Source organism: Myxococcales bacterium, from assembly GCA_022184915.1.
Taxonomy (GTDB): domain Bacteria; phylum Myxococcota_A; class Polyangia; order Fen-1088; family Fen-1088; genus JAGTJU01.
This window is the reverse complement of sequence record JAGTJU010000002.1, coordinates 253,856-280,362: the sequence shown is the minus strand read 5'-3', so window position 1 is coordinate 280,362 and position 26,507 is coordinate 253,856. Positions and strand designations below refer to the sequence as shown.

Annotated in this window: 20 protein-coding genes, 1 tRNA gene and 4 pseudogenes; 14 read left to right on the top strand and 11 right to left on the bottom strand. The window is 65.2% G+C overall.

The window, feature by feature from the left end; all coding sequences use genetic code 11:
* The first annotated feature begins 188 nt into the window (after positions 1 to 188).
* A complete protein-coding gene (locus KA712_08770; protein MCG5053036.1) occupies positions 189 to 1,028 on the top strand; it encodes an NAD(P)-dependent oxidoreductase in 840 nt (279 codons plus the stop codon).
* Positions 1,029 to 1,034: 6 nt separating this feature from the next.
* Here KA712_08770 and KA712_08765 read toward each other — a convergent pair whose 3' ends face one another.
* A complete protein-coding gene (locus tag KA712_08765; GenBank protein MCG5053035.1) occupies positions 1,035 to 2,462 on the bottom strand; it encodes an SLC13 family permease in 1,428 nt (475 codons plus the stop codon).
* Between the two features lie 219 nt (positions 2,463 to 2,681).
* Between KA712_08765 and KA712_08760 the strand changes: the two genes are divergently transcribed.
* The 8 genes and pseudogenes from KA712_08760 to KA712_08725 all read left to right on the top strand — a co-directional run bounded on the left by KA712_08760 (position 2,682) and on the right by KA712_08725 (position 11,482).
* A complete protein-coding gene (locus tag KA712_08760; protein MCG5053034.1) occupies positions 2,682 to 4,454 on the top strand; it encodes a DUF1592 domain-containing protein in 1,773 nt (590 codons plus the stop codon).
* Positions 4,455 to 4,462: 8 nt separating this feature from the next.
* Entirely contained in the window at positions 4,463 to 5,818 is a 1,356-nt protein-coding gene (locus KA712_08755) for a DUF1552 domain-containing protein (GenBank protein ID MCG5053033.1), read from the top strand.
* 55 nt (positions 5,819 to 5,873) lie between these two features.
* Positions 5,874 to 6,665, top strand: coding sequence for a polysaccharide lyase (locus tag KA712_08750; protein MCG5053032.1), 792 nt, complete (start codon positions 5,874 to 5,876; stop codon positions 6,663 to 6,665).
* Positions 6,666 to 6,752: 87 nt separating this feature from the next.
* A tRNA-Gly gene (locus KA712_08745) sits at positions 6,753 to 6,827 on the top strand.
* Positions 6,828 to 6,956: 129 nt separating this feature from the next.
* Complete coding sequence (locus tag KA712_08740; protein MCG5053031.1) at positions 6,957 to 7,586, top strand: hypothetical protein; 630 nt, start codon at positions 6,957 to 6,959, stop codon at positions 7,584 to 7,586.
* A 14-nt stretch (positions 7,587 to 7,600) separates the two neighbouring features.
* Complete coding sequence (locus KA712_08735; protein ID MCG5053030.1) at positions 7,601 to 9,634, top strand: Hpt domain-containing protein; 2,034 nt, start codon at positions 7,601 to 7,603, stop codon at positions 9,632 to 9,634.
* 65 nt (positions 9,635 to 9,699) lie between these two features.
* Positions 9,700 to 10,959: pseudogene (locus KA712_08730) on the top strand (M20/M25/M40 family metallo-hydrolase).
* Between the two features lie 145 nt (positions 10,960 to 11,104).
* Positions 11,105 to 11,482 (top strand): hypothetical protein, encoded by a 378-nt coding sequence (locus KA712_08725; protein ID MCG5053029.1) that lies wholly within the window; start codon positions 11,105 to 11,107, stop codon positions 11,480 to 11,482.
* Positions 11,483 to 11,539: 57 nt separating this feature from the next.
* Here KA712_08725 and KA712_08720 read toward each other — a convergent pair whose 3' ends face one another.
* A complete protein-coding gene (locus KA712_08720) occupies positions 11,540 to 11,908 on the bottom strand; it encodes a tellurite resistance TerB family protein (GenBank protein ID MCG5053028.1) in 369 nt (122 codons plus the stop codon).
* Positions 11,909 to 11,977: 69 nt separating this feature from the next.
* A complete protein-coding gene (locus tag KA712_08715; GenBank protein ID MCG5053027.1) occupies positions 11,978 to 12,427 on the bottom strand; it encodes a DoxX family protein in 450 nt (149 codons plus the stop codon).
* 116 nt (positions 12,428 to 12,543) lie between these two features.
* On the opposite strand from KA712_08715, the gene KA712_08710 reads away from it, so the two are divergent.
* On the top strand, positions 12,544 to 13,455 hold the full coding sequence (locus KA712_08710) for a LysR family transcriptional regulator (protein MCG5053026.1): 912 nt from the start codon (positions 12,544 to 12,546) through the stop codon (positions 13,453 to 13,455).
* A 39-nt stretch (positions 13,456 to 13,494) separates the two neighbouring features.
* On the opposite strand, the gene KA712_08705 is transcribed toward KA712_08710, so the two are convergent.
* The 7 genes and pseudogenes from KA712_08705 to KA712_08675 form a co-directional block, all read right to left on the bottom strand.
* Entirely contained in the window at positions 13,495 to 14,799 is a 1,305-nt protein-coding gene (locus KA712_08705) for a cation:proton antiporter (protein ID MCG5053025.1), read from the bottom strand.
* Complete coding sequence (locus tag KA712_08700; protein MCG5053024.1) at positions 14,800 to 15,936, bottom strand: hypothetical protein; 1,137 nt, start codon at positions 15,934 to 15,936, stop codon at positions 14,800 to 14,802. It lies immediately after the preceding gene.
* 179 nt (positions 15,937 to 16,115) lie between these two features.
* Positions 16,116 to 18,070: pseudogene (gene tgt, locus KA712_08695) on the bottom strand (tRNA guanosine(34) transglycosylase Tgt).
* A 56-nt stretch (positions 18,071 to 18,126) separates the two neighbouring features.
* Positions 18,127 to 19,242, bottom strand: coding sequence for a hypothetical protein (locus tag KA712_08690; protein MCG5053023.1), 1,116 nt, complete (start codon positions 19,240 to 19,242; stop codon positions 18,127 to 18,129).
* Positions 19,243 to 19,481: 239 nt separating this feature from the next.
* Complete coding sequence (locus tag KA712_08685; GenBank protein ID MCG5053022.1) at positions 19,482 to 20,444, bottom strand: Ig-like domain-containing protein; 963 nt, start codon at positions 20,442 to 20,444, stop codon at positions 19,482 to 19,484.
* A gap of 298 nt (positions 20,445 to 20,742) precedes the next feature.
* Positions 20,743 to 21,756, bottom strand: coding sequence for a tetratricopeptide repeat protein (locus KA712_08680; GenBank protein ID MCG5053021.1), 1,014 nt, complete (start codon positions 21,754 to 21,756; stop codon positions 20,743 to 20,745).
* Positions 21,757 to 21,898: 142 nt separating this feature from the next.
* A complete protein-coding gene (locus KA712_08675) occupies positions 21,899 to 22,840 on the bottom strand; it encodes an SMP-30/gluconolactonase/LRE family protein (protein ID MCG5053020.1) in 942 nt (313 codons plus the stop codon).
* Here KA712_08675 and KA712_08670 point away from each other — a divergent pair.
* Positions 22,812 to 22,979, top strand: a pseudogene (locus tag KA712_08670) (YIP1 family protein). The gene KA712_08675 and the pseudogene KA712_08670 sit on opposite strands and share 29 nt — an antisense overlap.
* Here KA712_08670 and KA712_08665 read toward each other — a convergent pair.
* Positions 22,928 to 23,167: pseudogene (locus tag KA712_08665) on the bottom strand (hypothetical protein). The pseudogenes KA712_08670 and KA712_08665 sit on opposite strands and share 52 nt — an antisense overlap.
* A gap of 248 nt (positions 23,168 to 23,415) precedes the next feature.
* Between KA712_08665 and KA712_08660 the strand changes: the two are divergent.
* The 3 genes from KA712_08660 (at position 23,416) to KA712_08650 (ending at position 26,442) form a co-directional block, all read left to right on the top strand.
* Positions 23,416 to 24,084, top strand: coding sequence for a glutathione S-transferase (locus KA712_08660; GenBank protein MCG5053019.1), 669 nt, complete (start codon positions 23,416 to 23,418; stop codon positions 24,082 to 24,084).
* 161 nt (positions 24,085 to 24,245) lie between these two features.
* The gene (locus KA712_08655) at positions 24,246 to 25,331 is read left to right on the top strand and encodes a Gfo/Idh/MocA family oxidoreductase (protein ID MCG5053018.1); all 1,086 of its coding nucleotides are present in this window, start codon (positions 24,246 to 24,248) and stop codon (positions 25,329 to 25,331) included.
* A 10-nt stretch (positions 25,332 to 25,341) separates the two neighbouring features.
* Complete coding sequence (locus tag KA712_08650) at positions 25,342 to 26,442, top strand: DegT/DnrJ/EryC1/StrS family aminotransferase (GenBank protein ID MCG5053017.1); 1,101 nt, start codon at positions 25,342 to 25,344, stop codon at positions 26,440 to 26,442.
* Positions 26,443 to 26,507: the final 65 nt, after the last annotated feature.

Below are 26,507 nucleotides of genomic sequence, written 5' to 3'. Positions count from 1 at the left end.
CCGCAGGACGCGGGGCGATCGGGCCAAAGCGCACGCGACGAATCGAAGGGGGGAGTCGTTCATGGGCATGAACTGGCCTTCACCTACCGGCTGGGCGTGTCGCCGTCAACACGGGCGGCGAAGCCAAGCGGGCCCAAGGGGCGCGCGGAGCGGGTGAATTTCCGCGGCAGCCATGGGACACTTCCCCGATGCCCCACTCGGAAGACAAACGGTCGCTGCGGGGAAAGACCCTGTTCATCACCGGCGCGAGCCGCGGCATCGGCCTGGCCATAGGCTTGCGGGCCGCCCAGGACGGGGCCAACGTGGTGGTGGCGGCCAAGACCACCGAAGCACACCCGAAGCTGCCGGGCACCATTTACACCGCCGCCGCCGCGATCGAGGCCGCCGGCGGACACGCCCTGCCCGTGATCCTGGACGTACGAGACGAGGCCCAGATTGCGTCCGCCGTGAAGGCGGCCGTGGACACCTTTGGCGGCATCGACATTCTGGTGAACAACGCCAGCGCCATCTCCCTCGGCCGCACCCCCGAAACACCGCTCAAGCGCTTCGACCTGATGCATACGATCAACGTGCGCGGCACCTACGCGTGCACCCAGGCCTGCTTGCCTCACCTGGCGCGCGCCGAGAACCCCCACGTCCTGATGATGTCGCCCCCGCTTCACCTCGAACCCCGTCACTTCGGCCCCCACGTGGCGTACTCCCTGTCGAAGTTCGGCATGAGCCTGTGCGTGCTGGGCTTCGCAGAGGAGTTCCGGGCCCGAGGCATCGGCGTCAACGCTCTGTGGCCGCGCACCACGATCGCCACCGCGGCCGTGCGCAACCTGCTGGGGGGCGACGAGGCGATCAAGGGCTCGCGGCATCCAGCCATCGTGGCCGACGCCGCTCACGCGATTTTCCTGCGCGAGGGTCGCACCTGCACGGGCAACTTCTTCATCGACGAGGACGTGTTGCGCGAGGCAGGCGTCGACGACTTCGCGTCCTACGCGGTGGACCCCACGGCGGACCTCCTGCCCGATCTCTTCCTGTGATTAAGATTAGAGCAGGAGCCAGGAGAGGAGCGAGATCAGCACCACCCCCATGAGGTTCAGCACGAGGCCCGCGCGCGCCATGTCTTTGACGGTCACGTAACCAGCCCCGAACACCACGGCGTTCGGGGGCGTGGCTACGGGCAGCATGAAGGCGCAGCTACACGAAAGCGCCGCGGGCACCATGAGCAAGGGGGCCTTCACGTCGGCCGCAAGCGCCGCGGCCATGAGGATCGGCATGATGACGTTCGCGGTGGCGGTGTTGCTGGTGACCTCGGTGAGGAAGGTCACCACCAGACAGACGCCTGCGATCATCACCAGGGGGGGCAGACGGGTCAGGCCGTCGAGCGCGCCCCCCAGGGCGGCCGAGAGCCCGGAGGCCGAGAAGGCTTGTGCAATCGCGATGCCCCCGCCGAAGAGCAAGAGAATGCCCCAGGGGATCCGCTCGGCCGTGGGCCAGTCCAAAAGCCGGGCGCCCTGGCCGTCCGGGATGAGAAACAGCACGAACGCCCCGGCGAGCGCCACCGTGCTGTCACCCACGAGCTCCCCTTTGCCTTGGTACGCAAACAGGACCTCGAGCCACCCGTTCCAGCCCCCGGCCGGGGAGGTGCGGGTGATCCACAAAACGGCGGCCGCGACGAACACCCCGAGCACCCGCTTTTGCCCCACCGACCAGGCGCCCGGGCGCGGGGGAGGCACAACGGGCACGGGGCCCACGTGACGGGTGAGCCACCACCAGGCGAGCGGCGTAAACACCAACACCACGGGCACGCCCACCCTCATCCAGTCGACAAAGCTGAACGTGGCGCCCGACTGGGCGTTGTAAATCGCCATGAAAACGATGTTGGGGGGCGAGCCGATGGGCGTGCCCAGCCCCCCGATGCTGGAGGCGTAAGCAATGCCCAACATGAGAGCCCGCGACACGCCTGGATCGCCCACGCGCGCCGCCGCCGCGGCCGCCATGGGCAGGAGCATCAACGTCGTGGCCGTATTGGAGATCCACATACTGGTGGCCGCGGCCGCCACCATGAACCCCAACACCAAACGCCGGCCCCCTCCCCCCACCGCACGGACCATGAGCATCGCCACGCGTTCGTGGGCCCCCGAACGTTCCATACCCGCCGAGAGCAGAAACCCACCGAGAAAGAGCAGCACGAGCGTGTGCCCGTAGGCCGCCGCCACCTGCTCGTGGGAGAGCACGCCGGCGGCTGGAAACACCACGAAAGGCAGGAGCGAGGTGGCGGCAAGAGGCAGAGGCTCGAAGATCCACCAGGCGGCACACAGTGCCGTCACGCCCGCGGTGACCACGGCCGCCGAGGAAAGCCCTGCGCGATGCGCCATGCCAGCGGCCAGTAGCCCCGCCACGGGTCCGGACAGGAAGAAAAAGGCCCGTACGGCCGAGGAAGGCGGCACGGGGGCGGCGGGGCCGTTGGACATGGGGCGGTCACTTTCCCCCCGTCCCCGCGGCCATGCAACCCGCAAGGGACCGAGGCGCCCCCGGGGCGGGCGGTCCCGCACCGACACACGGCCCGGACGGCAAACGCAATCATTCGTGCAAAGCCCGTGAAGATCCTTCGCAGGACCCTACATTTGAGAGAGGTCGGTTGTGTTTTCGGGCCTGCGGGCCCACCGCCCCACCCTCGAGGGAACGTCTGGATGAAGTTCGAACCACGCCTGCGATGGTCTCCCCGTTCAATTTCGGGCCCGCGACACCCGGGCTACCTCGTCACCTGGGCCTGTCTCGCCGCCACGTTTCCGGCAGGGTGTTCGGGCTCCATCAGCTCGGGCGTGGATGAGGGTGACGGGGCCACCGACGAGTCACCTACCGGAGGGGCCCCTCTGGGCGGCGGCGGAGGGGGCGGTCGGGCCAACCCGGGCGCCGGCGGAGACGGCACGCCGCCCGGGACGGGTCGTGGCGGCGGCGCGAGCCCCACCCCCAGCGCCGAGCCCCTGCAGCTTTTCAGGCTCACCCGTGCCGAATACGACAACACGGTCCGCGATCTTTTGGGCACCGCCCAGCGCCCCGGCGCCACGTTCGCGAGCGACCGGGACCAGACGTTCGCCTTCGCACGCCCCGGCGTCGTGTCGACCCACGACACCACCTTGTTCCGCGACGCGGCCGAGAGCCTGGCCAAAGAGGCCGCCGGGAAAATGGCGAGCCTTTTGCCCTGCCAGCCCCAGACGGGCGCGGAGACCTCCTGTGCCCGCACCTTCATCGAGACCTTCGGCCGCCGTGCCTTCCGCCGCCCCGTGAGCCCCGAGGAGGCCGGGCGCTTCGCCGCGCTTTACGAAACGGCGCGGGCCACCTGGACGCTCAGCTTCCACGAGTCGGTCGCGGTCGTCATCGAAGCCGTGCTTCAATCGCCGCACTTCCTTTACCACTGGGAAGAAGAGGACGTGAGCCAGGCGGCCGGCGAACTCACGCCCCTCGGGCCCTACCATCTGGCTTCGCGGCTATCCTACTTTCTGTGGGGCTCGATGCCCGACGACGAGCTGCTCACTGCGGCCGCCGAGGGCAATCTGGCCACCGACGCGGGCCTGCAAACCCAGGTCAAGCGTATGCTGGAGTCACCCAAGGCGCGTTCCCAGTTCTCCGGATTCGTGGCGGACTGGCTCGACTTCGATCTGCTGCCCACCCGTGACAAACAGGCCAGCATCTACCCCGCATGGTCCGCGCAGACGCTCGCGGCCGTGGTGGACGAGACCGCCCGCTTCGCCGAGCACGCTGCGTTCGACACCGGGGGGCATCTCACCGAGCTTTACGGAAGCCGCAAAGCTTTTCTCGAAGACCGCACCCGCCCGCTCTACGGAGCCGCCCAGGCGGGTTCCCTCGAGCTCGACCCAGGCCAGCGGCGGGGTCTCTTCACACGCGCCGCGTTTTTGGCCCTCAATGGCGCAAGCGATGGCTCCCACCCCGTGCGCCGCGGGCACGCGGTGTTTGCCAAGGCGCTCTGCGGGCACCTTCCCATGACCCCCCCGAACGTGCCCGAGGCGCGCTCGGCCGATACGGGTGGCACCACCCGTGAGCGCTTTGCCGACCACGCCACCAATCCCTGTGCCACCACCTGTCACGGCATTCTCGACCCGCTCGGCTTTCTCTTCGAGCACTACGACGGCATCGGACAGTACCGCACGCAAGACGCCAACCAGCCCGTGGACGCCACGGCCACCGTGAACCTCGACGGTGAGCCCCAGCCTTTCGAAAGCGCGCTTCCCTTCTTGGAAGCCCTGGGGCGCAGCAAAGCCGGCGAGGACTGCTTCGCCCGTCAACTCTTCCGCTTCGGCCTGCGCCGGAATGAAACAGAGGCCGACGAGGCCGCTTTGGCAGGCGTCGTCGCGCGCTTTACGGGCGACGACGCCCGGATCCCTGCCCTGATGGAGCAGATCGCGCTGTCCAAGCCCTTCCGTTTCCGCAAACCCACGCCTTGAGGTTGCCCATGCCACTCATTCGCTCCTCGAAAACCAAGCTCAAGTTCTCCCGGCGGGCCTTCCTTGCGCAGACCGGCGTGGGCGCAGCCTTTGTACCGATGTTGCTCGACGAACGCGCCCGCGCGCAGGGCGGCCGCATCCAGCGTCTCATCACGATCGCTTGGCCGAACGGCGTGGCTCAACCCGAGTTTTATGCGGGCAACACCGACCCGACCTCGCGGCCGATCCTGGCCCCCCTGGCGCCCGTCAAGGCGAAGGTGTCCTTGATCGCAGGCCTCGACGTGCAAGTGATGATGGACGACAGGCGCCAGTGGGACGGGCATTTTTCGTACCCCTCCTTGTTCACGGGCACGTACCGCAACGTGGGCGGCAGCACCGGACAATCGGCCACGGCCACGGGCCCCTCGCTCGACCACGTGGTGGCGAACAGCTTCGCAAAAACCGTGAACCTGCCAGAGCCGCTGATGACCATCGTGGCCGCGGGGGGTGAATCCACGAGCTACCGCGGCAACGATCAGCGCAACGCGGGCGAATCCGATCCCAAGCGCCTCTTCACGAAGCTGTTCGGCGATGGCAAAGCCAGCCCTTCACAGCCGGATGCGTTCGACCTTACGCGCGCCCGACGCAGCCGAGTGCTGGACGTCGTGAACGAAGATCTCAAGGCCTTCAAAAACCGCCTGGGCGCAGAGGACAAGCTTCAGATCGACGCGCACCTCGACAGCGTCTCGACCTTGAAAAAACAGCTCGAGGCGCAAGCCGCGCAGCCGGTCTGCGAGACGCCCTCGCTAGGCAATCCTGGTGACTACCCGGCGCGGGTCAAGGCGTTCATGGACCTCATCGCCATGGCGTTGCGCTGTGACGTGACCCGCACGGTGTCGTTCACCTTCGGCGCCAACACCGGCAGTGATCCCACCACCATGCCGTACGCGGGCGTGAGCGGGGACGTGCACAACATCGCCCACGAGGGGCCCGGCGGTTATGCGAAGAAGGTGAAGATTGACACCTGGTATGTGAGCCAAATCGCCCATCTGGCCCTGGCGCTCGAAGCCGTGAAAGAGGGATCGGGCAGCCTGCTCGACAACAGCGTGATCGTAGCGGCCAGCGACATGTGCGAAGGCAGCATGCACGACATCTCCCAGGGCATCCCCGTGGTGCTCATCGGGACGGCGGGCGGCAAATTGAAAGGAGGCCAGGTGCTCAAGGTAGGCTCGTGGGCGGGCAAGACGGGCACCTACTGGAAATCGGGGGCCACCCGGGTGCCGCACAACCACTTGTTGACGACAATCGGCAACGCGCTGGGCGTGGCCACGGACGGCTTCGGTGACGCCCGCTACAAGGGACGGCTCTCGGGTCTCGAGGCCTGACGAAGCCTCACCTGGGCGAGACCGCGGGCCCCTGACATACTGGGAGGCACGTGTGATGGTTTCCCTGGCCCCGCCCCGCGCCTACTTGCCCTTCGTGCTCATCGCGGGGATCTGCACGGCAGGGCTCGGGGGCTGCGCAGACTTGGACCTGGGGGGGGGAGATCACTTCGCCTCGAGCTTCGAGCCCGCCAGCGACGCAGAATGGACGGCGGTGACGACGACGGGCTTTTCGGGGACCTCCTATACGAAAGAGGGTGGCACGCTGTCGTTCGTGAACGAGCCGGTGCGTACGGGCCAGGTGGCGGTCCGCCTGAGCAACCCCGGCGTGCCCGGGGTCGAGGAACACGCCGGCCTGGCCCGGCGAAGCCCCGTGCCGGAAGAGGCCTACTTCAGCGCGTACTACTACTTTCCGCGTGCCTACGATGTAGCCGGTTATTGGTACGTGCTGCAGTTCCGCAGCGCCACCACCGACCAGCCCGACAGTCCAGAGACTGACGTTCACTGGGGGCTCAACGTGCACCGGGATCCCCAGGGGGGGATGGTCTTGGGCCTCGCCCAACAGGTACCGGTGGACACATGGACGAACTTTTTGCCTGTGCAGGCCCTCACGCTTCCCATCGGCCGCTGGGTTCACCTGGAAGTGCGATTCGTCCGCAGCGCCACAGCGGGAGCCGTGAGGGTGTGGCAAGACGGACGCCTGCTCTTCGACATTGCGGGCGAGCGCACCGAGGGCACGGGTGTGTTGATCTGGTTCGTCACGAACATCGCCAAGGACGTGGCTCCCGGGCCCGTGGAGGTCTTCGTGGACGACGCCGCCATTACGTCGTTGTCCACGCGGCGAAGGTAGAAACCCAGGGGTCGTCGCAGGCAAGGAGATTTTCTCCTCGATTCCGTTGACAGGATCCGGCTTTTGCCGTATCACCTTCCTCCCGTTGCGGGAGTAACTCAGTGGTAGAGTGCCACCTTGCCAAGGTGGACGTCGAGGGTTCGAACCCCTTCTCCCGCTCCAACGAAGTTCAGGCCTTGCGCGCGCCGCGGGCGCCCCCTGTAGAAGCACCTGGAATAAGAAGACGCGGAGCGTCTTCAAAGGCTGCCTCGATTCAAGCCCAAAGAGGTTCCGGACGAATGACCAACCGTCATGGGAGGGATTCGGCGGGGACGCACGAGCGACGGCATCAAAACACGCCCATGGGGCTTGGTCGTCCTCGGGGTCTGGTTCGTGGTGTGTCTCGGGGTGGTGGGTTCTCTGATGGTGGGGCACTGGGTGTCTTTGCCCGTGCCCAACGCCGCAGCGGCCCAGCGGCTCGAGACCCTGGGCGCGAGCCCCCCGGGCGCCAAGCGCCCCTGGTTGGTGGTTCACGCACTTTATGGAAAGTGCACCTGCTCGCAGCGCATCTTCGAATCCCTGGTGTCGACGACGAGGCCCAGGGGTGTTCGAGAGATCTTGCTCCTGGCTGACGCAGCGCCAACGTGGCGCGCACAAGCCCATGCCGCTGGCCTCGAGATCCGCGGCCTCACGGCGCCCGAACTCAAGGAGCGCTACGGCATCGAAGCAGCACCCCTGTTCATGGTGTTCGATCCCCAAGGCCGTCTCGTTCATACGGGCGGCTACACCGAGCGCAAACAAGGCCTTGCGATTGTCGACCGCGCCATCGTCGAAGCGCTCATGGCCGAGCCCAACGCCCCGAGGCCGCCCCTGCCCGTGTTTGGGTGCGGCGTGAGTCGCCAACTCCAACAACTCTTGGATCCCCTGGGGATCAAGTCGTGAAAAGAGAGGTCGTCATGTTTTCTCAGCTGCGAGCTGCCCTCGGCGGGCTTCGCCTGCCCACCACCATCAGCCCCTTCGAGCACGCGTATCTGCAGCGCATGAACCACAAAGCGGTGTGGTTTTATCTGCTGCACATCCCGGCATTTTTCCTGGTGGCGGCGCTCAACGGCACGGGTATGGGCCTGGCCGTGGTGCTCACCACCTTGGTGTCGCTCGGTCCCGTGATGGCCGCGCGCGTGCTGACCAACCCCCGGCACGTATCCCTCGTCCACGGTGTAACCGCCATGATGATGGGAGGCCTCCTCGTTCACTTCGGGCAAGGCCCCGTGCAGATCGAGATGCACTTTTACTTCTTTGCCTTGCTCGCAATGCTGGCGATGTTCGGCAACCCGGCCGTGATCCTGGCGGCGGCCGCTACGGTGGCTCTTCACCACCTTGTGTTGTGGGCCTTGCTTCCCAAGAGCGTGTTCAACTACGACGCTCCGTTCTGGGTGGTGGCAGTGCATGCCGCCTTCGTGGTGCTCGAGTCGGTTGGCACCTGCTTCATCGCACGCACCTTCTTCGACAATGTCATCGGCCTCGAGAAGATCGTACATCAAAGAACATCCGACCTCGACAGGCGCAACCAGCAGATGCGCGCCATGTTCGACGCCGTCGACGAAGGCATCTTGACCTTGGACGGACAAGGCCGCGTGGCCCCTGAGTACGCCCGTATCCTCGAGAGCTGGTTCGGTCAGAATTTGACCGGAAAGACCTTTGCCGACCTGCTGGCGGCGTCCGACCCTGTGGCAGGAACACGCTTTGCTCTCGGTTACGAACAACTTCAAGAGCAATGGATGCCGGTGGAGGTGGCGCTTGGCCAGCTACCGCATGAGACGAAACACGCGGGCCGTCTGCTGCAGATGCGTTACCTCCTGCTCGATGACAAGGCGAGCGCCCAGGCGACGCCCCAAGAGGGCGGCAGTCCGCTCGAGATCATGGTGATGGTGTCTGACGTGACGGCCGCCCGTGAGGGTGAGCGCCTGGCCGAGGCCCAGCGAGAGCTCACCGCGCTCGTCCACCTCTTGGTCCACGACAGGACGGGACTCACCGAGTTCCTCGACGAGGCCGACGCCCTCGTCAAAACGATTCGAGAAGGCCATGCCTCCGCGTCGTCCGCGCTCATGCGCGCGCTGCACACGCTCAAGGGCAACGCCGGCATGTACGGCCTCACGAAGCTGAGCACGCTGTGCCACGAACTCGAGACCTTGCTCGCCGAGGGCGCGTTCGACGAGGTGCCAGCCCACCGCGCGGCGTTGGAAGAGCACTGGAACCGCCTGCGCACGTCGATGGCGCCGCTTTTGGGCGAGGGGGCCTCACTCACCGTGCCCGTGTCGAAAGAACGCTTCGCCGAGCTGCTCGAGGCTGTCCTGGACAAGCAGGATCACCAGTTGCTTGCGCCCATGGTGGCGGGCTTGCCGGCCGAACCTACTGCCACCTGGCTCTCGCGGCTCGCGGAGCAAGCGCGCCGCATTGCCAAACGCCTTGGCAAAGGCAACGTGGACGTGCGCGTGGAAGACAACGGTCTTCGGGTGGATCCCAGCCTGTGGGGCGGGTTCTGGTCGTCGCTCATTCACGTGGTGCGCAACGCCGTGGACCATGGGCTTCCCGAGGCGGACGAACAGCGCGCCCGCGGTCATGCGTCTGAGGTGCTTTTGCGCACCGTCCTCGAGGCAGACACGTTCGTGGTGGAGGTCGCAGACAACGGACGCGGCATCGACTGGGCCGCGATCGCCACCCGTGCGAAGAGCTTGGGTCTCCCGGCCGAGACGGACGAGCAGCTGCACGAAGCCGTCTTCGCCGATGGCCTGAGCACCGCCCGAAACGTCACCGAGATCTCGGGCCGAGGCGTGGGGCTCGGCGCGCTTCGGGCGGTGGCTGTGGAGCGGGGCGGCACGATGGAGCTTCTGCCAGGCCTGGGTGGGCAAGGCACCTGCGTCCGCTTCACCTTCCCGAAGCACCTCATGACTCTGCCTCCGAGCCGACACGTGCGGCAACGGGCAGCCTAGGGGGCACAGACTCTCCCGCAGAAATCTTTGATGAGCCCCAGGCGGGCGGCTCCCCAACTCTAGCCATGGTGGAAACACGAGGTCGTTCAGTCATGCCGCAACGCCTCTTGGGGCGAAGCGGCGCCACCCTTCTCTTCACGGCGCTCTCAGTCGGGCTCGCAAGCGCTTGCGATGGCTCGCAGGAGGTGGAGCCCCCCTTCGAGGCGGTGCCTCCCGAGGTCCCCAAAACGCTGTGGGTTTCGCTGCCCGCCGAGACCCTGAACCACGCCCTCTCCACCGGCGCGGTGAGCCCTGAGCGGCTTGCGCTCCTCCGGGGGGGCAAGAGGTTCAAGGCGCTCGAACCCGGCCCCTGGCAAAATCCCAGCGACGTGGTTGCGGTGCCGGTGACCGAGAGCGAGATCACCCATCTGGGTGAGCTGGTGCATGGGCTTTACCGTAAATGTGGCGGCTTCATCGCCCACGAAAGCGAAGCCGCTGCCCGCGAGGCCCTGGAGCCTCGGGAGGTCTCGTCGGACGTGGCCGCAGACCTGGTCATCGACCAGCAAGCGGTGGCCGAGCCCTGGATCGCCGAGGTGCAAGAGGCAGAGATTCTCGCCACGATTGAGAAACTCTCGAGCTTTCGTAACCGCTTTCACGGCACGGAGCACGGGCGCGCGGCGGCGTTGTGGCTACGGGACCGGTGGACGGAGCTGGCGGGTGGGCGCAGTGACGTGAAGGTAGAGCTGTTCACGCATTCGTTCACGAACCAGCCTTCGGTGGTCATGACGATCGCGGGGCGTTCGTCCCCAGGTGAAATCGTGGTCATGGGCGCACACCTCGACTCGATCACGGGCGGCGGCGGCGATACGGTGGCCCCCGGGGCCGATGACGATGCCTCCGGCGTGGCCGCGCTCACCGAAGTGATACGCACCGCCATGAAGCTGGGCATTGCGCCGGGAAGAACGCTGAAGTTCATGGGCTACGCCGCGGAGGAAGTGGGCCTGCGCGGCTCACAAGACATCGCCCGCTCCTTCAAAAACGCCAACGAAAACGTCGTGGGGGTGATGCAGCTCGATATGGTGGGCTACGCGGGCTCGGGCAAAAAAATCGCTTTCATCGAGGACTACACCGATTCCACCCTCACGGCCTTTGCGAAGAAACTGGTCGAGACCTACGTGAAGGTGCCCTGGGTCAGCACCGCGTGTGGCTACGCCTGTTCGGACCACGCTTCGTGGGACGCCCGGAGCTATCCCGCCGTGTTTCCGGTGGAGTCGACCTTCCAGGAGTCGAACGGGCGCATCCACACGCGGGACGACACGATCGCCACCTTCGGGGGCAACGCGGCCCACGCCGCACTCTTCGTGCGCCTGGCGGCGGCGTTTGCGGCCGAGATGGCCGAAGCTCAAACAGGCGCCCCGCCTGTCATGCCGGGTCCCGGCGGCAGTGGGGGGGCGGGGGGGGCCCCCGGGGGCGGGTGGAGGCAGTGGCGGCATGCCGAGCGGGGCGGGTGGAGGCAGTGACGGCATGCCGAGCGGGGCGGGTGGAGCCTCAGGGCCGGTCGCCCAGGGAGGCGCTTCAGGAGATTCCGGCACGGGTGGCCGCTCGTCGGCGGGCAACCAGGCCGGCGCAGGGGGCAGCCCGCCGCGCGGGGGCAACGCGCCGTCCGACGAAGGCCCGGCGCCCAACGAGGGCTCTGGAGGCGCTGCCGCGGGCGAAGAGCTCGATGACGACGAAGCCGTGAGCGGCGGCTGCCGTTACGGGCGCGGGGGCACAGGGAGCGGCGACGCGGGCCAAGCGCTGGGCTTGACGGCGTTGGCCCTGCTGTTCGTAAGGCGCGCGCAGCGGCGTGCCTCACGGCGAAGCGTCTGAGGTCCTCGCAGGCGCGACGACGAGCCGCCCCGCAAAACAGCAGGATGGCTCGGCCGCTCAGAGCACAAGGCCCATGGAGACGGCGATCTGCCGAACCGTGGCCTCGTCGAGCGCGAGCACGGGGGCCAGGCGACGGAGGAAGGCACGCTCGTCGTCGGAGACGAGCCGGTCGACCGTCATCATCTTGGCGGCGGCCCGAAACACGCCCATGCGCTCGTCGGGCCCCAGCCGTTCCACGCGGGCGTCCTCGAGCTTGACCGGGGCATCCAGGAAGCTTCGGGCCGTATCCCGGGTGGCGTCGCTGACTTCGGTCTCTTCGATGAGGCCGCAGAGGAGGCGCCGCTCGTTGGGCGCCAGGACGCCATCGGCCCAGGCCGCCCCGGCCCATATCTGCATCACGTCCAAAAACAGCTGCTCGTCCTTCATGGGTGCTCCTGGCAAAGGCGCAATCTTCGGTGAGGCGCGCGCAGCTGTAAAGCGGACGCGGGTTTTGCCTCACACCGCCGAGGCGACCGAGGACGCACCGCCAGAGGCCGCCCCCGAAGAGGCGGGGCGCGCCTTGGCGGCGAGCACGCCGCGGAAGGCGTTGCGGTAGGCCCACCCCAGGTAGAGGTGCAGCACGACCACCAGCACGGGAACCGCCATGCCCGCGGGCGCGAGCATGAGGTGGAAGGCGAAGATGTTCACCGAGATCGGGGCCAAAACCACGAGCGCCAGGGGCACGAAGGTGCCCGTCAGCAGGGCCAGCCCGGTCACCACCTCGACCGCCTTGACCAGGGGGAAGAAGTAGCCAGAGGCCGCCAGAGCGCCCATGAACGCCCCCGCAGCGTCCGGCAGAGGGGGCATGGGAAGGAACTGCAAGAACCCATTGAGCCCAAAAACGAACATGATCGTTCCGAGCAGCAGCCGGGCGCCGAGAGCGAGCTTGTTGGTGGTACGCGACATGACACTTTCCCTTCAGTTGGCTTGAGAGGGCCGGGCGCTGCCCGGCTTTCGGCTCTGATCTACGACTGTCTCACCAACGGGACTAGCGGTGGTCTATCGAACATACTGTTCCACCAGTGGGACAAATAGATCTCAATGAGGTGGGCATTTTCGTCAAGGTGGTGGAGGCCGGGGGCTTTTCGGCCGCGGCGCGCCTGGCCAACCTGCCCAAATCCACGGTCAGTCGCAAAGTGGCCCGCCTGGAGGCTTCGTTGGGGGGCCGCCTGCTCCAGCGCACCACGCGCAAGTTGCACCTGACGGAGCAGGGCGCGGCGTTTTTCGACCGGGTACGGGTGGCGCTGGCGCAGGTCAACGATGCCGCCACCCTGATGGCTGAGCTCCAGAACGAACCCACGGGGCACTTGAAAGTCACCACGCCCAACGACTTCGCCTCCTTGTTCATGGGCAAGATCGCGCAGCAGTTCTGCGCCCTTCATCCCGGCATCACCTTGGAGGTCGTGGCCACGGCCCGCACGATGGACCTGGTGGGTGAAGGCATCGACGTGGCCATCCGCGCGGGCGCCCTGCGCGATTCGAGTTTGGTGGCGCGCCAGCTGCTGGTGGAAAACTGGTACCTGTTCGCCAGCCCGGCTTACCTGGACACGCACGGCATACCAAAAACGCTCGAAGAGCTGGCCCACCACGACTGTGTGGTGTTCACCGGGGGCCACCGGGGCGCGCGCTGGCAGCTCATCGGGCCCGACGGCGTGGAGACGGTGATTCACGCCAAGGGCACCGTGTTCGGAAACGAGTTCGGCTTCGTCAGGGACGCGCTGATCGCGGGCGCGGGCATTGGCTTCATGCCAGCCTTCCTGTGCGCGCAGCACGTGCGGTCGGGAAGGCTTTCACCGGTGCTGCCGGATCATCACCTGCGGGCAGGCGCCATGCACCTGGTGTACCCGTCGTCGCGGTATCTGCCTGCGAAAGTGAAGCTGTTTCGCGACTTCATGCTGGCGTGGGTCGCGAAGGGCGGGTGGGAAGAAACCTGAGAAAAACACGCGGACTGCGGTGTGCCCAAAGTCCTCGCCTCACGCGGCCCGCTCGGTGTCCGTCCCCGATCGTCTGCGTCCTGCCTCCCCGCTGCGGATGAGCGCGAGCCGGAAGAACACGGGCGCGATGAGCTCGTTCAGGGCTACCACCCCCAACGTCAACGCCCCTGCGTCGGAACCAAACTCGGGGAAGGTGCGGGCAAACAGCAACGACAGCGCCAGGGCCAAGCCCGCCTGAGGCAGCAAGCCAAAGCCCGCAAAGCGCTGGACAGCGGGGCTCGCCCCGGCGATCCGCGCTGCCACGCGGGTGCCCTGGTAAAGGCCAACTCCCCTCACCAACACGAAGACGATTGCGGCCGGGCCTACTGCGCTGAGAACGTCGAGATGAAGATTCGCGCCCGCCACCGCGAAGAAGAGCGTGTAGATGGGCAGGCTGTAGGCCTCGACGCTATGTTGCACTTTCTCAGCAGCGCTCGTCACATTGCGAATGAACACGCCGGCCGCCAGCGCCACCAGCAAAGCATCCAGATGCAGCCGCTGCCCACCCTCCGCAACCGCAAACATCACAACCAACAGGAAAAGGCCCAGTCCGCTGACGACCCGCCGTGCAAAGAGCGCGAGAAGTCCTCCGACCAAGAGCCCCAAGCCAAGCGACCCGAAAAGCTCCCAAGCCAGAGCAGACGCTGCCTCGGTGACCCGCGTCCCCCCCCCCATCGCCGCCTTGGCAAGCGCAGAGGTGACCGCGAACATTACGATCACCAGGAGGTCTGCGAGCACCACGACGCCCAGAACCGTTTGCGATACGGGACCGTCTGACTCTGTCTCATCTCGAAGGGCCATGACCACCGCAGGGGACTGGGCCACCATGACCACGCCCAAAACCGAAGCGATCATCCCGGATTCAAAGAGCGATAAGGATGCCATGAACGGGAGCAGACCTCGCAAGGCCATGACCGCGCCCGTGAGCAGCACTGTGGTACCCACCACTGCCACGCCCGAGATCCACAGAATCGCACGAAGGGTTCCGCGCATCTGGCGGAAGGACAGTTCCGTACCCGCTGTCAGGGCGATGAGGGCAACGGCAACTCCGTTGACGAGCTTCAGGTTCTCGACCATCGACTCGTTGAGGTACCCAAGAGCCGACGGCCCCACCACGATGCCTGCGGCGATGTATCCGGTGAGTTTCGGCAAGCGCAAGGTCTTGAAGAGCCGCCCAGCGAAGTGCCCCGTAAGCAGGAGATAACCGAGCGCAAGCGTGGGTACCGGGCGCGCCTCCTGACTCGACGCTGTCGAACGACCGAATCGCCTGCATGAGCGCGGCGAAGATCGCGAGCAGCAGCAGATTCACGTTGAACCCTCCACATCCCCAACGCGAGATCGTCGGTTCACGAAGCCCACGTACAGCTCCGTCAGCAAGGCGCCTCCCAGCACGGCCGACACGATGAGCGGCAAAGAACCGCCAGGATACAGAAGCTTGGTATTGATCACCACGGCCACTGCCAGCGTTCCCAGCGGCGTCACGGCCAGCGCCTCTCGACTTGCCGCCGCAGGGAGCTCGCTGAGCAACCCTCGGCTGGCCCTCGCCGCGAGGCGTTTGCCCAGGTGCCTCGCCCCGGCGAATACGGGCATCAGCAACCAGCCCCGCCAATCATCGGGCCGCCACAACGCGCCCACGATGACCAACGACAAGAGCACGATGGGGCGCTCGAGCCGGCGGAGGGTATGGCGCAGTTTCGTATGGTACCCTCCGGGCAGGTTTGCCACCAACGCGCCCGCGATGAATGTGACGACCACCGAGGACAGGTGGAGGTATCCGGCCGCCCCTGCCGCGAAGCTGATGGTACCCAGCGACACCGCGAGCAATTCCGGCCCCTTTTGCGCCGTCTGCAACACGGCGTAGATGACTGCGCCCATCACGGCGCCAAGACCAATGGTCAAGAGGAGCCAGGCTGCACCGGGTAATTGCCACATGGTGCCCGCGGCATGCGGCCGAAAGTAGGCGGCGATCAGCATCAGGCCGGCGATTCCGAACAACTCCTCCAAGCGCCCCACGATGGCCATGAGTCTGCGGCCCGCGTACAGGTGAGCGGGCCGGTTCGACAACGCCGCCGCCGTACCCAAACAGAGTGCGTCCCTCAGGACGGAGGGCCCCGAGAACGATGGGGCCTCCCCGTCGGCGGCGACGGCGGTCAACGCCAGCGCTGATGTTGCGACCACCAGCACGAAGGGCAGCATCGTGGAAAGTCCGACGAGACGACCGCCTCCGGAAGGCAGTGACTTGACGAGGCGTAAGTCGAAGCGAAATCCGTAAAAGAACCCGATACAGCCAAGGCCCAGCCGAAGCAACGGGCTCAACTCGTCGAGCACACCATCGTTCAGGATCCCGATGACGGGCCAGCGAGCCAAAAGCCCCAGAACGACGAAGAGCAACCCCGATGCGAGTGCACGAGATAGCCCCAAGCGCGTCTCGAACCGAAGCACGCGTGGATGCCCGCCGAGATATGCCGCGGACAACAGAAACAGGATTCCAAAGAGAGTTCGCACGCGTGCCCGTTAGATGACGCGGCCGGAGCCTACCAGGCGTGGCAGGTCTCCACCACGCCCCCGCCCCCACCCGATGCCGCGGAAAAATGTTTTTTCGTTCTGCGATTCATCGGCATTTACAGAGAGAACTGGGGACACGCGCGCACGGCTGCCACTGCGAGAGGGCCAGCGTCCGCAGGCAGGCGCACGTCGGGGCGCTCCACCCGGGATAGCCACACGCGATCGAGCGGTTGCTCCAGGTCCGGAAAATGAACCGCGGCGGCCGTGGTGGCGGCCTTGTCGCCGATGGCGGCCCCTACCCCCACGTGCCAGCCGGCCAGCAACAGGGCCATACGCACGGTCGTCGAAGCGCTGTACGTGAACAACGTGGCCCGGGGTCCAGCGGCCTTGCGAACCGCGCTGAAGGCCGCCACCGTCCACAGCGTGGGGTTGGCCTTGGCAGAGAAGGGATCCCAGAACACCACGTCGGCTCGCGAGGTCTCGGCAGCGAGGCAGGCGAGCAAGTCCCCGTAACGCAGGTGCCACGAGGTGCGTGCGCTCGTGGAAGCCCCCTGAGCCAGCAGCGTGCGCGCCGCCTCGCGCGCCGGATCCGAAAACCCGAAGCGCTCACCATGCGCCAGCGCCAGGGCAAGCGCCGAAAGGTCCCGCTCGAAGCTGAGCAGCGTGAGCCGCGCCGCCTCGCTGGGCGCATCCGCCGAGGCCTGCCACGCCGCGAGCGCGTTCGACCCTGCGCCAAGTCCCACGTCGAAGAGCACGAAGGTTTTGCCGGACGCGTCCCGCAGCCGCTGCGGCAAGCGAGACTGCTGCACGTAGAGCCGTTCGGCCTCCTCGCGCGGTCCCACACCTGGGTGCATCACCTCACCGGCCTCGAGATCGCGCACCACCCAGGCGCCCTGCCGGGTTTGCTCGAGCGTGCACGTCACGCGGCGGGCCTTTCGCCCCCCGGGGCCGGCGCGTGTTCGTAGCGATCCATTTCGGCCAGGCGCTGCCGCGCGAACGCGGCGTAGGTGCCTTCAACGATGGCCTCCCGCGCATCGTGCATCAGGCGCTGGTAGTAAAACAGGTTGTGCACCGACAGCAGCCGAGGTCCCAGCGGCTCGCTGCATTTGACGAGGTGATGCAGGTAGGCCCGGCTGTACTGTGCACAGGTCGCGCAGGCGCAGCGTTCATCGAGCGGCGCATCGTCTTGCGCATGGGCCCCGCGGTTGATCTTCACACGCCCCGTGGACGTGAACGCCGAACCCTGCCACGCCATGTGGGTCGGTAGCACGCAATCGAACATGTCCACGCCACAGCCGATGGCATGGAGCAGGTCCGGGGGTGTGCCCACGCCCATCAAATAGCGGGCCTTCTCGACGGGCAAGAGCTCTGCGGCGTAGGCGGTCACGTCTTCTCTTTGTGCCCGAGAATCCCCTACCGCGAGACCGCCGATCGCGAAGCCATCGAAGGCATGCTGCGTGAGGAACGCCGCAGACTCGCGCCGCAGCGCGGGCACCAAGCCTCCCTGCATGATCGCGAACAGGGCCTGCGCGGGGTTGGTCCTTGCCGCGAGGCTTCGCAGGGCCCACCGGTGCGTGCGATGCATGGCCGCGCGCACCGCCCCTTCATCGAGGGTGGAGGGCACGCATTCGTCGAGCACCATCATGACGTCTGAGCCGATCGCGGTTTGTGTGGCGATGGACTCCTCGGGAGAAAAAGCATAGACGCGGCCATCGATGTAGCTCGAAAACCGCGCGCCCTCTTCCGTGATCGTGCGGGCCCCGGGCAGCGAAAAGATCTGATATCCGCCCGAATCCGTCAGCACCGGCCCCGGCCAGCGCATGAACGCGTGAATGCCACCCACGCGGCGAAATGTCTCCGGCCCGGGCCGCAACAGCAGGTGGTAGGTGTTGGCCAGCAGCACCGGCGCCCCCACGTGCGCAAGGTCCTGCGGCGTCAGCCCCGTCACGGTGGCCCTCGTTCCCACCGGCATGAAGGCCGGCGTTTGCACCAGGCCGCGGGCCGTGTGAAGCACGCCCCGGCGCGCCCGCGACGCGACATCGCGGGCCAAAACGGTGAATGCAGCCGGCATGCGCGCACCGTACCAAGCCCGGTGCCCCCTGGCCAGAGGGAGGGCAAATGCGGGCGTTACGCGCCCCGTGGCTGACGCTTCGCCACGATGAAGGCGCCCCGGCACTGCAGGTCATGGGGCGCGAGCACGCGAAACGGATCGGCCAGTCGGTGACGGGGGCTGCCGATGGGCTTGAGGTCGCGCGTGAGCCAGAGGATCTGGCAGCGCTGCGCCTCGATGAGCGCGAGGTGCTGCCCGCAGGGGGCTCTATTGATGACGTAGGGCCTCGTGCCGAGGATCTGGGCCCATTGGGCCTCCGTATACGTCCAGTGCCCGTTCCATTCCAGCGCCAGATTGTGACTGGCAAAATCGATCTGGTGGCTCATGGTGCCTGACGGGGCAAGAAGCTCCACGTAGAGCGCGTAAGCTGCGGGCAGGTCCATCACGTGCTCGAGCGCGGCGTGCGAGAACAGCATCTGCACGCGCCCGCGAAGCGCCGCCAGCTCCGGGGCATCCGGGCGGCAAAAGCGAATCACGATCTCCTCACAGCGACCGTCGGGCGCCACCAGGGCCCGTTCAATCCGGGCGATGCGCTCCGGGTCGAGCGCGCGGGCCAGCACGTCTTCGCTCAGAAGATGCGAGGGGAAGCCGAAGGCATCCAGGTAGGGGTCGCCTTTTCCGGGGTGCTCGCGGATGCGCTCCGTGCGGGCGCGATAGTAGCCGACGATGGCCGCCAGCGCGCGTTTGTTGGCTTCGGGGTTTGGGTAGGCGACCACGTCCAGCCCATAGTACTCGTTGGCCCCGCAAAGAAGCGCGGCGAGCCCGGAGGCCAACGAATCGCCAGGACCCACCTCGACCACCACGCGAGGCAAGGATTCGTGCGCGCCGTGAGCCTGCTGAAGCACGAGGTGTTTGAGCCACACGCTATAGCCGTAAAGCGGAGAGACCGTTCCAAACCGGGCGACGTAGGACGCAAGCGCCGGCCAGCGGTGCGCCCGTCGCAGCAGATGCCCCCGCAAACCCGCAAGCACGCCGAACGAGCCGTAGGAGCTGCTGCGACGGAGCAGCTTGCCGAGGCGGCTCGAGCGCGTCCAGGCGCCAAGCGCAAAGTGGTAGGATCGCCACAGCGCCGCGAGCCCAGGGGCACGCGCGGCGAGGTGCATGACTTTATCGTGCAGGGTTGCTTGGGCCACGTTGGTTGTTCCTGGGCGTGGCATTCAGCAAAGATGCTGCCAACACAAAAGCCGATGAAAACGCCTGCTTTTTCTGTGTGAGGGGCTGGTGAAGCCGGTGAAGTGCGGTGAAGGTTCACCGCGCAGCGCCCCTCGCGTTCATCGCTGGACACACAACTCATCGCATTATCTCAAGTGATCAGGGGGCGCGAGCCCTCGCCCAGGCGGATGGATGGATGTCAAGCCAGCGAAGCCAAGGATTAGGGAATAGCAACTGTGAAACGCAGGCTAGGCTCGCTAGCCCCTTCTTGAGAAAAGCAGCTCCCAGTTGTCTCGTCGGTATGGAGCCAACCCTCGGGACTGACTCGAACACGGAATTGCACTTTGCTTGATGAAGCGTTCATGGCCGATTGAACTTCTCGAGTTACAAACGCCGTCTTCGCACCGGTCTCCACAAGTGCTCCGGCCACCTCAGTACTGCCGTACACCGTCAGACCGGACGAGACCGCAACCTCAGTAGCCAAAGGAATACTCCCGTTGTCCAGGCCGAAGCTTTGAACACCGTACGCGACAGTGTCGACCGCAAGCTTGCGTCCAGGTAACGGCATTGATGGTGCAGAGTATTGGTTCAGCGTCAGCTGTGCCGAGGTCACGATCGGGGCCGGAGGCACTTGCCGGATGAGGAATGAAATCAAAACTTCCTCCCACCAATTGTTGAATGCTGGCTGAATGAAGACAGGACCCACGCAGAATGCCCCGGGCCTCGACATATCTCCGTAGCCAACTCCGATGTCACGCAGCTCCCCTCGATATGTGGCGGTAGCTGAGCTGCACCCTTGGCACGACCAAGAAAGCGTGCGCGAAAGATGCGACTGAAACAATCCTTCGCCGACAAGCAGTCGCTTGGTCTTGAAGATTGAGCTGAACGGGAGCAGGGGCCTCCCCCTCGCGTCTCTGGCGGATGAAGCCACCGTCACGGTGTAACTCTTTGCAATCACGGTCGCCCCCAGAATGCCTTCAGCGTACTCGAGTGGCTGGATTGGCGTAGCGGTCATCGTTGTACTCTCCCGGTTCCAGGTGAACTCGAATGACGAGGGGTTGCGGCCCGAAACCGAGAAGGCTGCTTCGGTGATCACGCGGTCCATGGGGCTGTCGAATGAGATGGTGATGTTTGAAGTCGCATCGACTCCGACCCCTTGGTCAGCAGGAACGACACCGGTCACCGATGCGCTCCCTGGCGGAGTCGGGACGTCGTGCGAGTCTCCGCCATCCGAATTCTCCGATCCTCCCATGTCAGATTCGGGCTGAACGCCGCCCTGGTCCTGACCCTGGCGTGCTCCAGCGTCGTCACCCTCCGCTCCGGCCCCGGAGTCTCTTCCCTCTGCGCCAGACGCATTGTTTCCGGTGCCGACGTTGGTGTCCCCAGGAAGCTCTTGTTGACTCACGCAGGACGAAACAAAGAGCAAGGCCAGGGGCATGAGCCCGGTCGATCGTTGCATTGCGCACCTCGCAGCGTGTGGGTTAAAACGTTCGAGCGCAGGTCACGCCTGCAACGTCTAGGCGGGGCAAGCAGGCGAGTGAATCCGGCTCTTTTGTGCCATTTCGCTCTTTGGACCACAGAATGAATCCGAGCGACGTCAACGCCGCACCCGCAGTGAATCCGACCACGGAAGCGGTCGTCATGGAGCCAACCCTCGAGTGGAGGTCTTGGCAGCGGGAATCTGGAACTCCCCCGGAAGATCCAACCACCTTTCCGTTCAGCAGAAAGCAACTCCGCTCTCCCTTTTCGTTCGTCTCGCTGTTGAAGTCATTCGCAGCTTGGTTCCGCGACTGCAATCCGTATATCCCAGTGCCAAGCCCGAAGACTCCGAGCCCCAGCGAGACCCATTTTGCCGAAGAGAGGACAGTCCCTGATGCAGATGACGCTTCGGAGCGGGCCACCGGAGCTTGGGACGACGTAGGGGTTCGCACACGCAAGCCTGTCGCTGCGGGCTGATGAGCGTCAGCTTCACGGTACTTGATCTTCCGGGTTTCGCCGGCCTTCAGGTCAGATGCCGTTGTTTCGAACCTGCTGTCGGGCGCGACGACGGAGATCTCAGCGTCGCCTGTGATGACGAAGAACGGCCCTTCGCTGGCTTTACCACGGGGCAGGCCTGCGATAACGACGAGGGCACTCGAAGGGGCGTTCTGGATCTCGATGCTGGCCATATGGCTGCGCGTATCAGACAGCGAATTCTCCAGGACCTGCCTATTACTGGCCACCCATGGATCCGTCTGCACCACGAGCGCCTCGGACAGATGAAACTCTGCTTGGGACCACATCTCCAGCGCCTGCTCACACAGGCCTAGCTGAGCTGCCGCCCTAGGGGTTCTCGAGATGTCGTACGCCTCCTGAAAGAGAGGAAGAGCGGCCCGATCGTTGCCCCCTCGTCTTTTGTCGACTCCTTTGCGGATGAGCGTCTCAGCGGCGTCGGCGGCGTAGGTCTCCCGTGCCAAGTCGGTCGTCGAGGCAAACAGCCCCACGAGCACCACCACGACGGTCCGGCACATGAAAACGCATGATGTCATGGGCTCCCGCCGCTGTCGAGGGGCCTGCGCGCCGCGCGCGTCTCATGCGGCGCAAGACCGCACCCAGGGAGAAGCACGCCGCGGAAGGGGCCTCCCTTCTGCCTTCACGTTAGGGCAGTCCCGGCACCGCCAAGTCCACCGCGTACAGGCCCGTACCCGCAGTGATGAAAAGCGTTTTGCCCTCAACGCCTCCGAAGGAGGCGTTGGAAGGCTGCGCCGGAACACTGATTTCCCCCAACTTGCTTCCGTCTGGCCGGAAAACGACAATCTGTCGCAGGGCGGAGTTGCTCGCCACGTACAGGTTGCCCGCCCTGTCGATGGCGATACCATCGGGCTTCTGGGTGGTCGTAAGAATCCGCGGATTGCTTGTCACCCCGTCGGCATTGACGTCGTACTTCCATATCCCTCCCCCATCTCCGTCGTCCCCCACGTAGAGCGCCGTTTCGTCTGGCGACAGCGCAATACCATTCGGATTCGCAGGCTTCGCGGTACCTGTCGTGATTCTGTGAAGCATGCCTTGAGTGTCGATCCTGTAAGCGCTTTCGGGTAGGTCCGAACCAGAGTCCCACCGCGGGTCCGTGAAATAGATGTTCCCGTTCTTTCCGGCAACGATGTCGTTCGGGGCCTTCAATCGCTTGCCATCGAACTCTTCTGCCACGTAGGAAATCGGGCCATCCGGAAGTTTTCGCTTCCCCACCTTCCCGGTCGTGCGCTCGCAGACCAAGAGGTTGCCTTCGGGATCGAGCGCAAGACCGTTCGTCCTGGTGTTCTTGTAAGCAAACTGGCTAAACCGCATTGCGTCCGGCTTGTCAGGTTCGACCTTCCAGATACGGCTGTCGTTCACCGCCGAGAAGAGGAGGTAGGCGCCTTCTTCGATCCACAAGGGTCCTTCAGGCTGTCCGAAACTCCGGTTGCCGGATATCAGCCGAACCTGCGGGTTGCCAGCGAGTGGATTTCCGTAGACAACCATGCCACCAGACCCGCCGCTCGCCGTGGCGCCGCCGGATCCACCAAGCGCCAAGCCGCCACCGCTACCACCACTGCCGCCCATGCTGCCTCCCGTACCGACTCCCCCAACACCGCCGCTCGCCGTGCCACTGCTCCCAGCTTCCCCTTGAGGCACCCCCTCCGTTTCGGAGCTACCACCACTGCCTCCTGCCCCGCCTCGCCCACCCCCCCCCGAACCGCCCACGGCGCCCTGGTTACCACCCATCTCGTCATCCTCGGAGTTGCCTCCGCCGGCGTCGTTGTCACCTTCGCTCTCGTCACCCGGCTCACCAAGGGAGCCGCCACAACCTACCCCACTTGGCGAGAGCAGGAGCGCCACCAGGACTGAGAGAATGCCAAACGATGCCCAAACGTCAGGGGCCCTTTTCATGATTGGTCCTTTCCAAAAAAGACGAGTCACTCACGTGGATTCGACTGCGGAGCTTACCCCCCGCTCCGCGGCTTCGGCCAACGTGAACCAAGCACTCTCATACGATTTCTTTCGCATGCAGCGCCATCCATCGGGCAAACCTTCATGATCCATCCGACAAAGGATATCGACCGAGTTCAACCGGTGGAAATGGGCGAATCCGACGCAAAGCCCTTGGATTTTCCGAGGCCGCCCTCTACCATCGCGTCATGCTACGTCTGGTTGGGGCTTCGCTGAACTACTCCTCGTGGACTGTACGGGTCTGGCTGGCCCTCGAGCAGACGGGAGCGGCCTATCGATTTTTCGACGTGGGAATGAAAACGGACCCGGGTTGGAAAGAAAAGATTCTCTCGTTCTCGGGAGCCGGACGGGTTCCGATTTTGATCGATGGGCCCTCCAGCGTTCACGAATCACTTGCCATCTGTGAAACTCTGGCGGAGCGCTTCCCGCACGCGCAGCTGTGGCCAACCGACCCCCAGCTACGCGCGCGCGGCCGCGCCCTCGCCTGCGAGATGGTGAGTGGGTTCCCCCTCATCCGAAATCACATGCCCATGAACCTCCGGGCGCGCGCGACGAAGACGCCCAGCGCCCCCGGCCTGGCGCACGAGATCGCGCGGATTCAAGACATCTGGGAGGCGTGCATGGCCACCACCTCGGGGGACTACCTGCTGGGCGGCTTTTCCATCGCCGACTGCATGTACATGCCCGTGGTCTCCCGCTTCCGCACCTATGGCGTCCCCTTGAGCCCGGGCGCCGCTCGCTTCAGCGAAGCCATTTGGGAGCATCCGCTGGTGAAGAAGCTCGAAACCCTGGCCGCCCCGGCGCCGCCCATCCCCGAGTACGACGCCGCTTTGGCAGAGCCACCGTCAAATCCATGACGGGCGGTGGGGCCGCTTCCGCCCTCCGAACCTGTCCGCCAGCGCCAGGATCCTGACGTTTTCTCGCCGATTCACCGGCATACCCGTTGCATTCGACCTTCGCGAGGTCGCGCGGGGCCAGTTCGGGCCACACCTCGGGAAAAAAACGCCGGAGAACCCGAATGAAACTTGGTGGAAAGTTGAAAGTGGCGCAGCTGGGGGTCGGGTATTGGGGTCCGAACCTTCTTCGCAACCTGGTGCAGAACGACCGCTGCGAGGTGGCCCTCGTCGTGGACGTGTCCGCGGAACGTCGTTCGTACGTCGAGACGACGCATCCGGGAGTCGCCGTCTGCCACGACCCCAACCAGGTGTTCGAGCGCAACGACATCGACGCCGTCGTCGTCGCCACGCCCGCCGCCACGCACTTCGAGCTTGGTCGCAAGGCCCTCCTGTCGGGCAAACACATTCTCGTCGAAAAGCCCATGGCCACTTCCGTTGCGGAAGTTGAGGAGCTCGGCGGGCTGGCCGCCCAAAAGCGGCTCACGGCCATGGTGGGGCACACCTTCATCTACGAGAACGCCGTCCGCTTCATCAAGCAGTCAATCGAAGAAGGCGTCCTTGGCCAGGTTCGGTACATGTATAGCCAGCGACTCAACCTCGGCCGCATCCGCTCGGATGTCGACGCTCTATGGAACTTTGCTCCCCACGATGTGAGCATCATGCAGTTTCTTCTCGGCGACCCCACCCCGCTCAGTGTCTCCCGCAACGGAATGGCCTACGTACAAAAGGGCGTTGAAGATGTCAGCTTCCTAAGCATCACCTATCCGAACAAGGTGATCGCCAACATTCACGTGAGCTGGCTCGACCCCCAGCGCGTGAGAAAGCTCGTCATCGTGGGCTCTGATGCCATGGCTGTCTACGACGACACGCAGGCCAACAAGATCCAGATTCACGACAAGGGAATCGATCGCTTTCACGTCCTGGGCGAAGGCATGGCTTACGACGGATCGACGGGAAACATGCACTTCGGAAACAGAGCCGGGAAGGTGCACACCCCAGAAATTCCCCAATCGGAACCCCTCGCACAGGAACTCGATCACTTCTTCGACTGCATCGAAGGGCGAAGCGAGTGCTTGACGGGCCCTCTTCATGCGGCCCGCGTCCTGCGGATTCTGTCATGGGTCGCAGCAAAATCGCCCACGCAGAGGCTTGAAAGAAGCTTGACACCTGTTGACGCACCGGCCCTCGCACAGAAGTCGGCTTCCTGAGGAGTCCTTCATGCACGTTCCCTTCAACGATCTCTACGAGCAGTACCTGACGATCAAGCCTGAGGTGGACGCCGCCTTGGCCGCCGTCATCCGCGAAAGCGCCTATATCAAGGGCCCCTTCGTGGAGCGCTTCGAACGAGAGTTTGCTGCCTGGAACGAAAGCAAGCACTTCGTTGGTTGTGCAAACGGTACCGACGCCATCGAAATGGCCCTCGAGTCACTGGAAATCGGCCCCGGCGACGAGGTTCTCGTACCCGCAAACACCTGGATCTCCACAGCTGAAGCGGTGACCTCCGTAGGGGCCACCGTGGTATTCGTGGACAACCACCCGCATCTGTATACGCTCGACCCGAGCAAGATCGAAGCGAAGATTACGCAAAGAACGAAGGCCATCATAGCCGTACACCTATACGGCCTTCCTGCTCAGATGGATGAGCTCGCAGCCCTCGCGAAGAAGCATGGGCTGTACCTACTAGAAGACTGCGCGCAGGCTCACGGCGCCCGCCATCGTGGCCGGCCGGTGGGCACCATGGGCGACGCTGCGACCTTCAGCTTCTTTCCAGGAAAGAACCTGGGCGCCTATGGGGATGCGGGGGGCATTGCGTGCAGCGACGACGCGCTCGCCTTGCGTCTGAGGCAGCTTGGAAACCACGGGCGCACTGGAAAGTTCGACCATGCGTTCCAGGGACGCAACAGCCGTCTTGACGGCCTGCAAGCAGCAGTTCTGAGCGCCAAGCTGCCCCACCTCAAGGAGTGGACGCGTCGACGCATCTCGCTTGCCGAAGCCTATACGGAGCGTCTGCGTGGCTTACCAGGGATACAGCTGCCGTCGACGCCCGCCGAATCCACTCACGTCTTCCATCTCTACGTCATTCAGGTGCGCGACAGGGAGCGGGTGCGCGAGGGGCTCGAGCAGAAGGGAATCCACACGGGGATTCAGTACCCCATCGCCTTGCCATTCTTGGCGGCATTCAAGCATCTCGAGCACACTCCTGAGGATTTTCCGAATGCGTACACCGCGATGGGGCGTCTGCTCTCCTTGCCGCTCTACCCCGAAATGACACTCGACCAGCTCGACCACGTCTGTAGGTGCCTCAAGGAGCTCCTGTGATCACGGTTCTGGCAACCGCTTCGGGCGGCCCCTCCACACTCAGCTTTACGCGAAGTCTTCGAGAC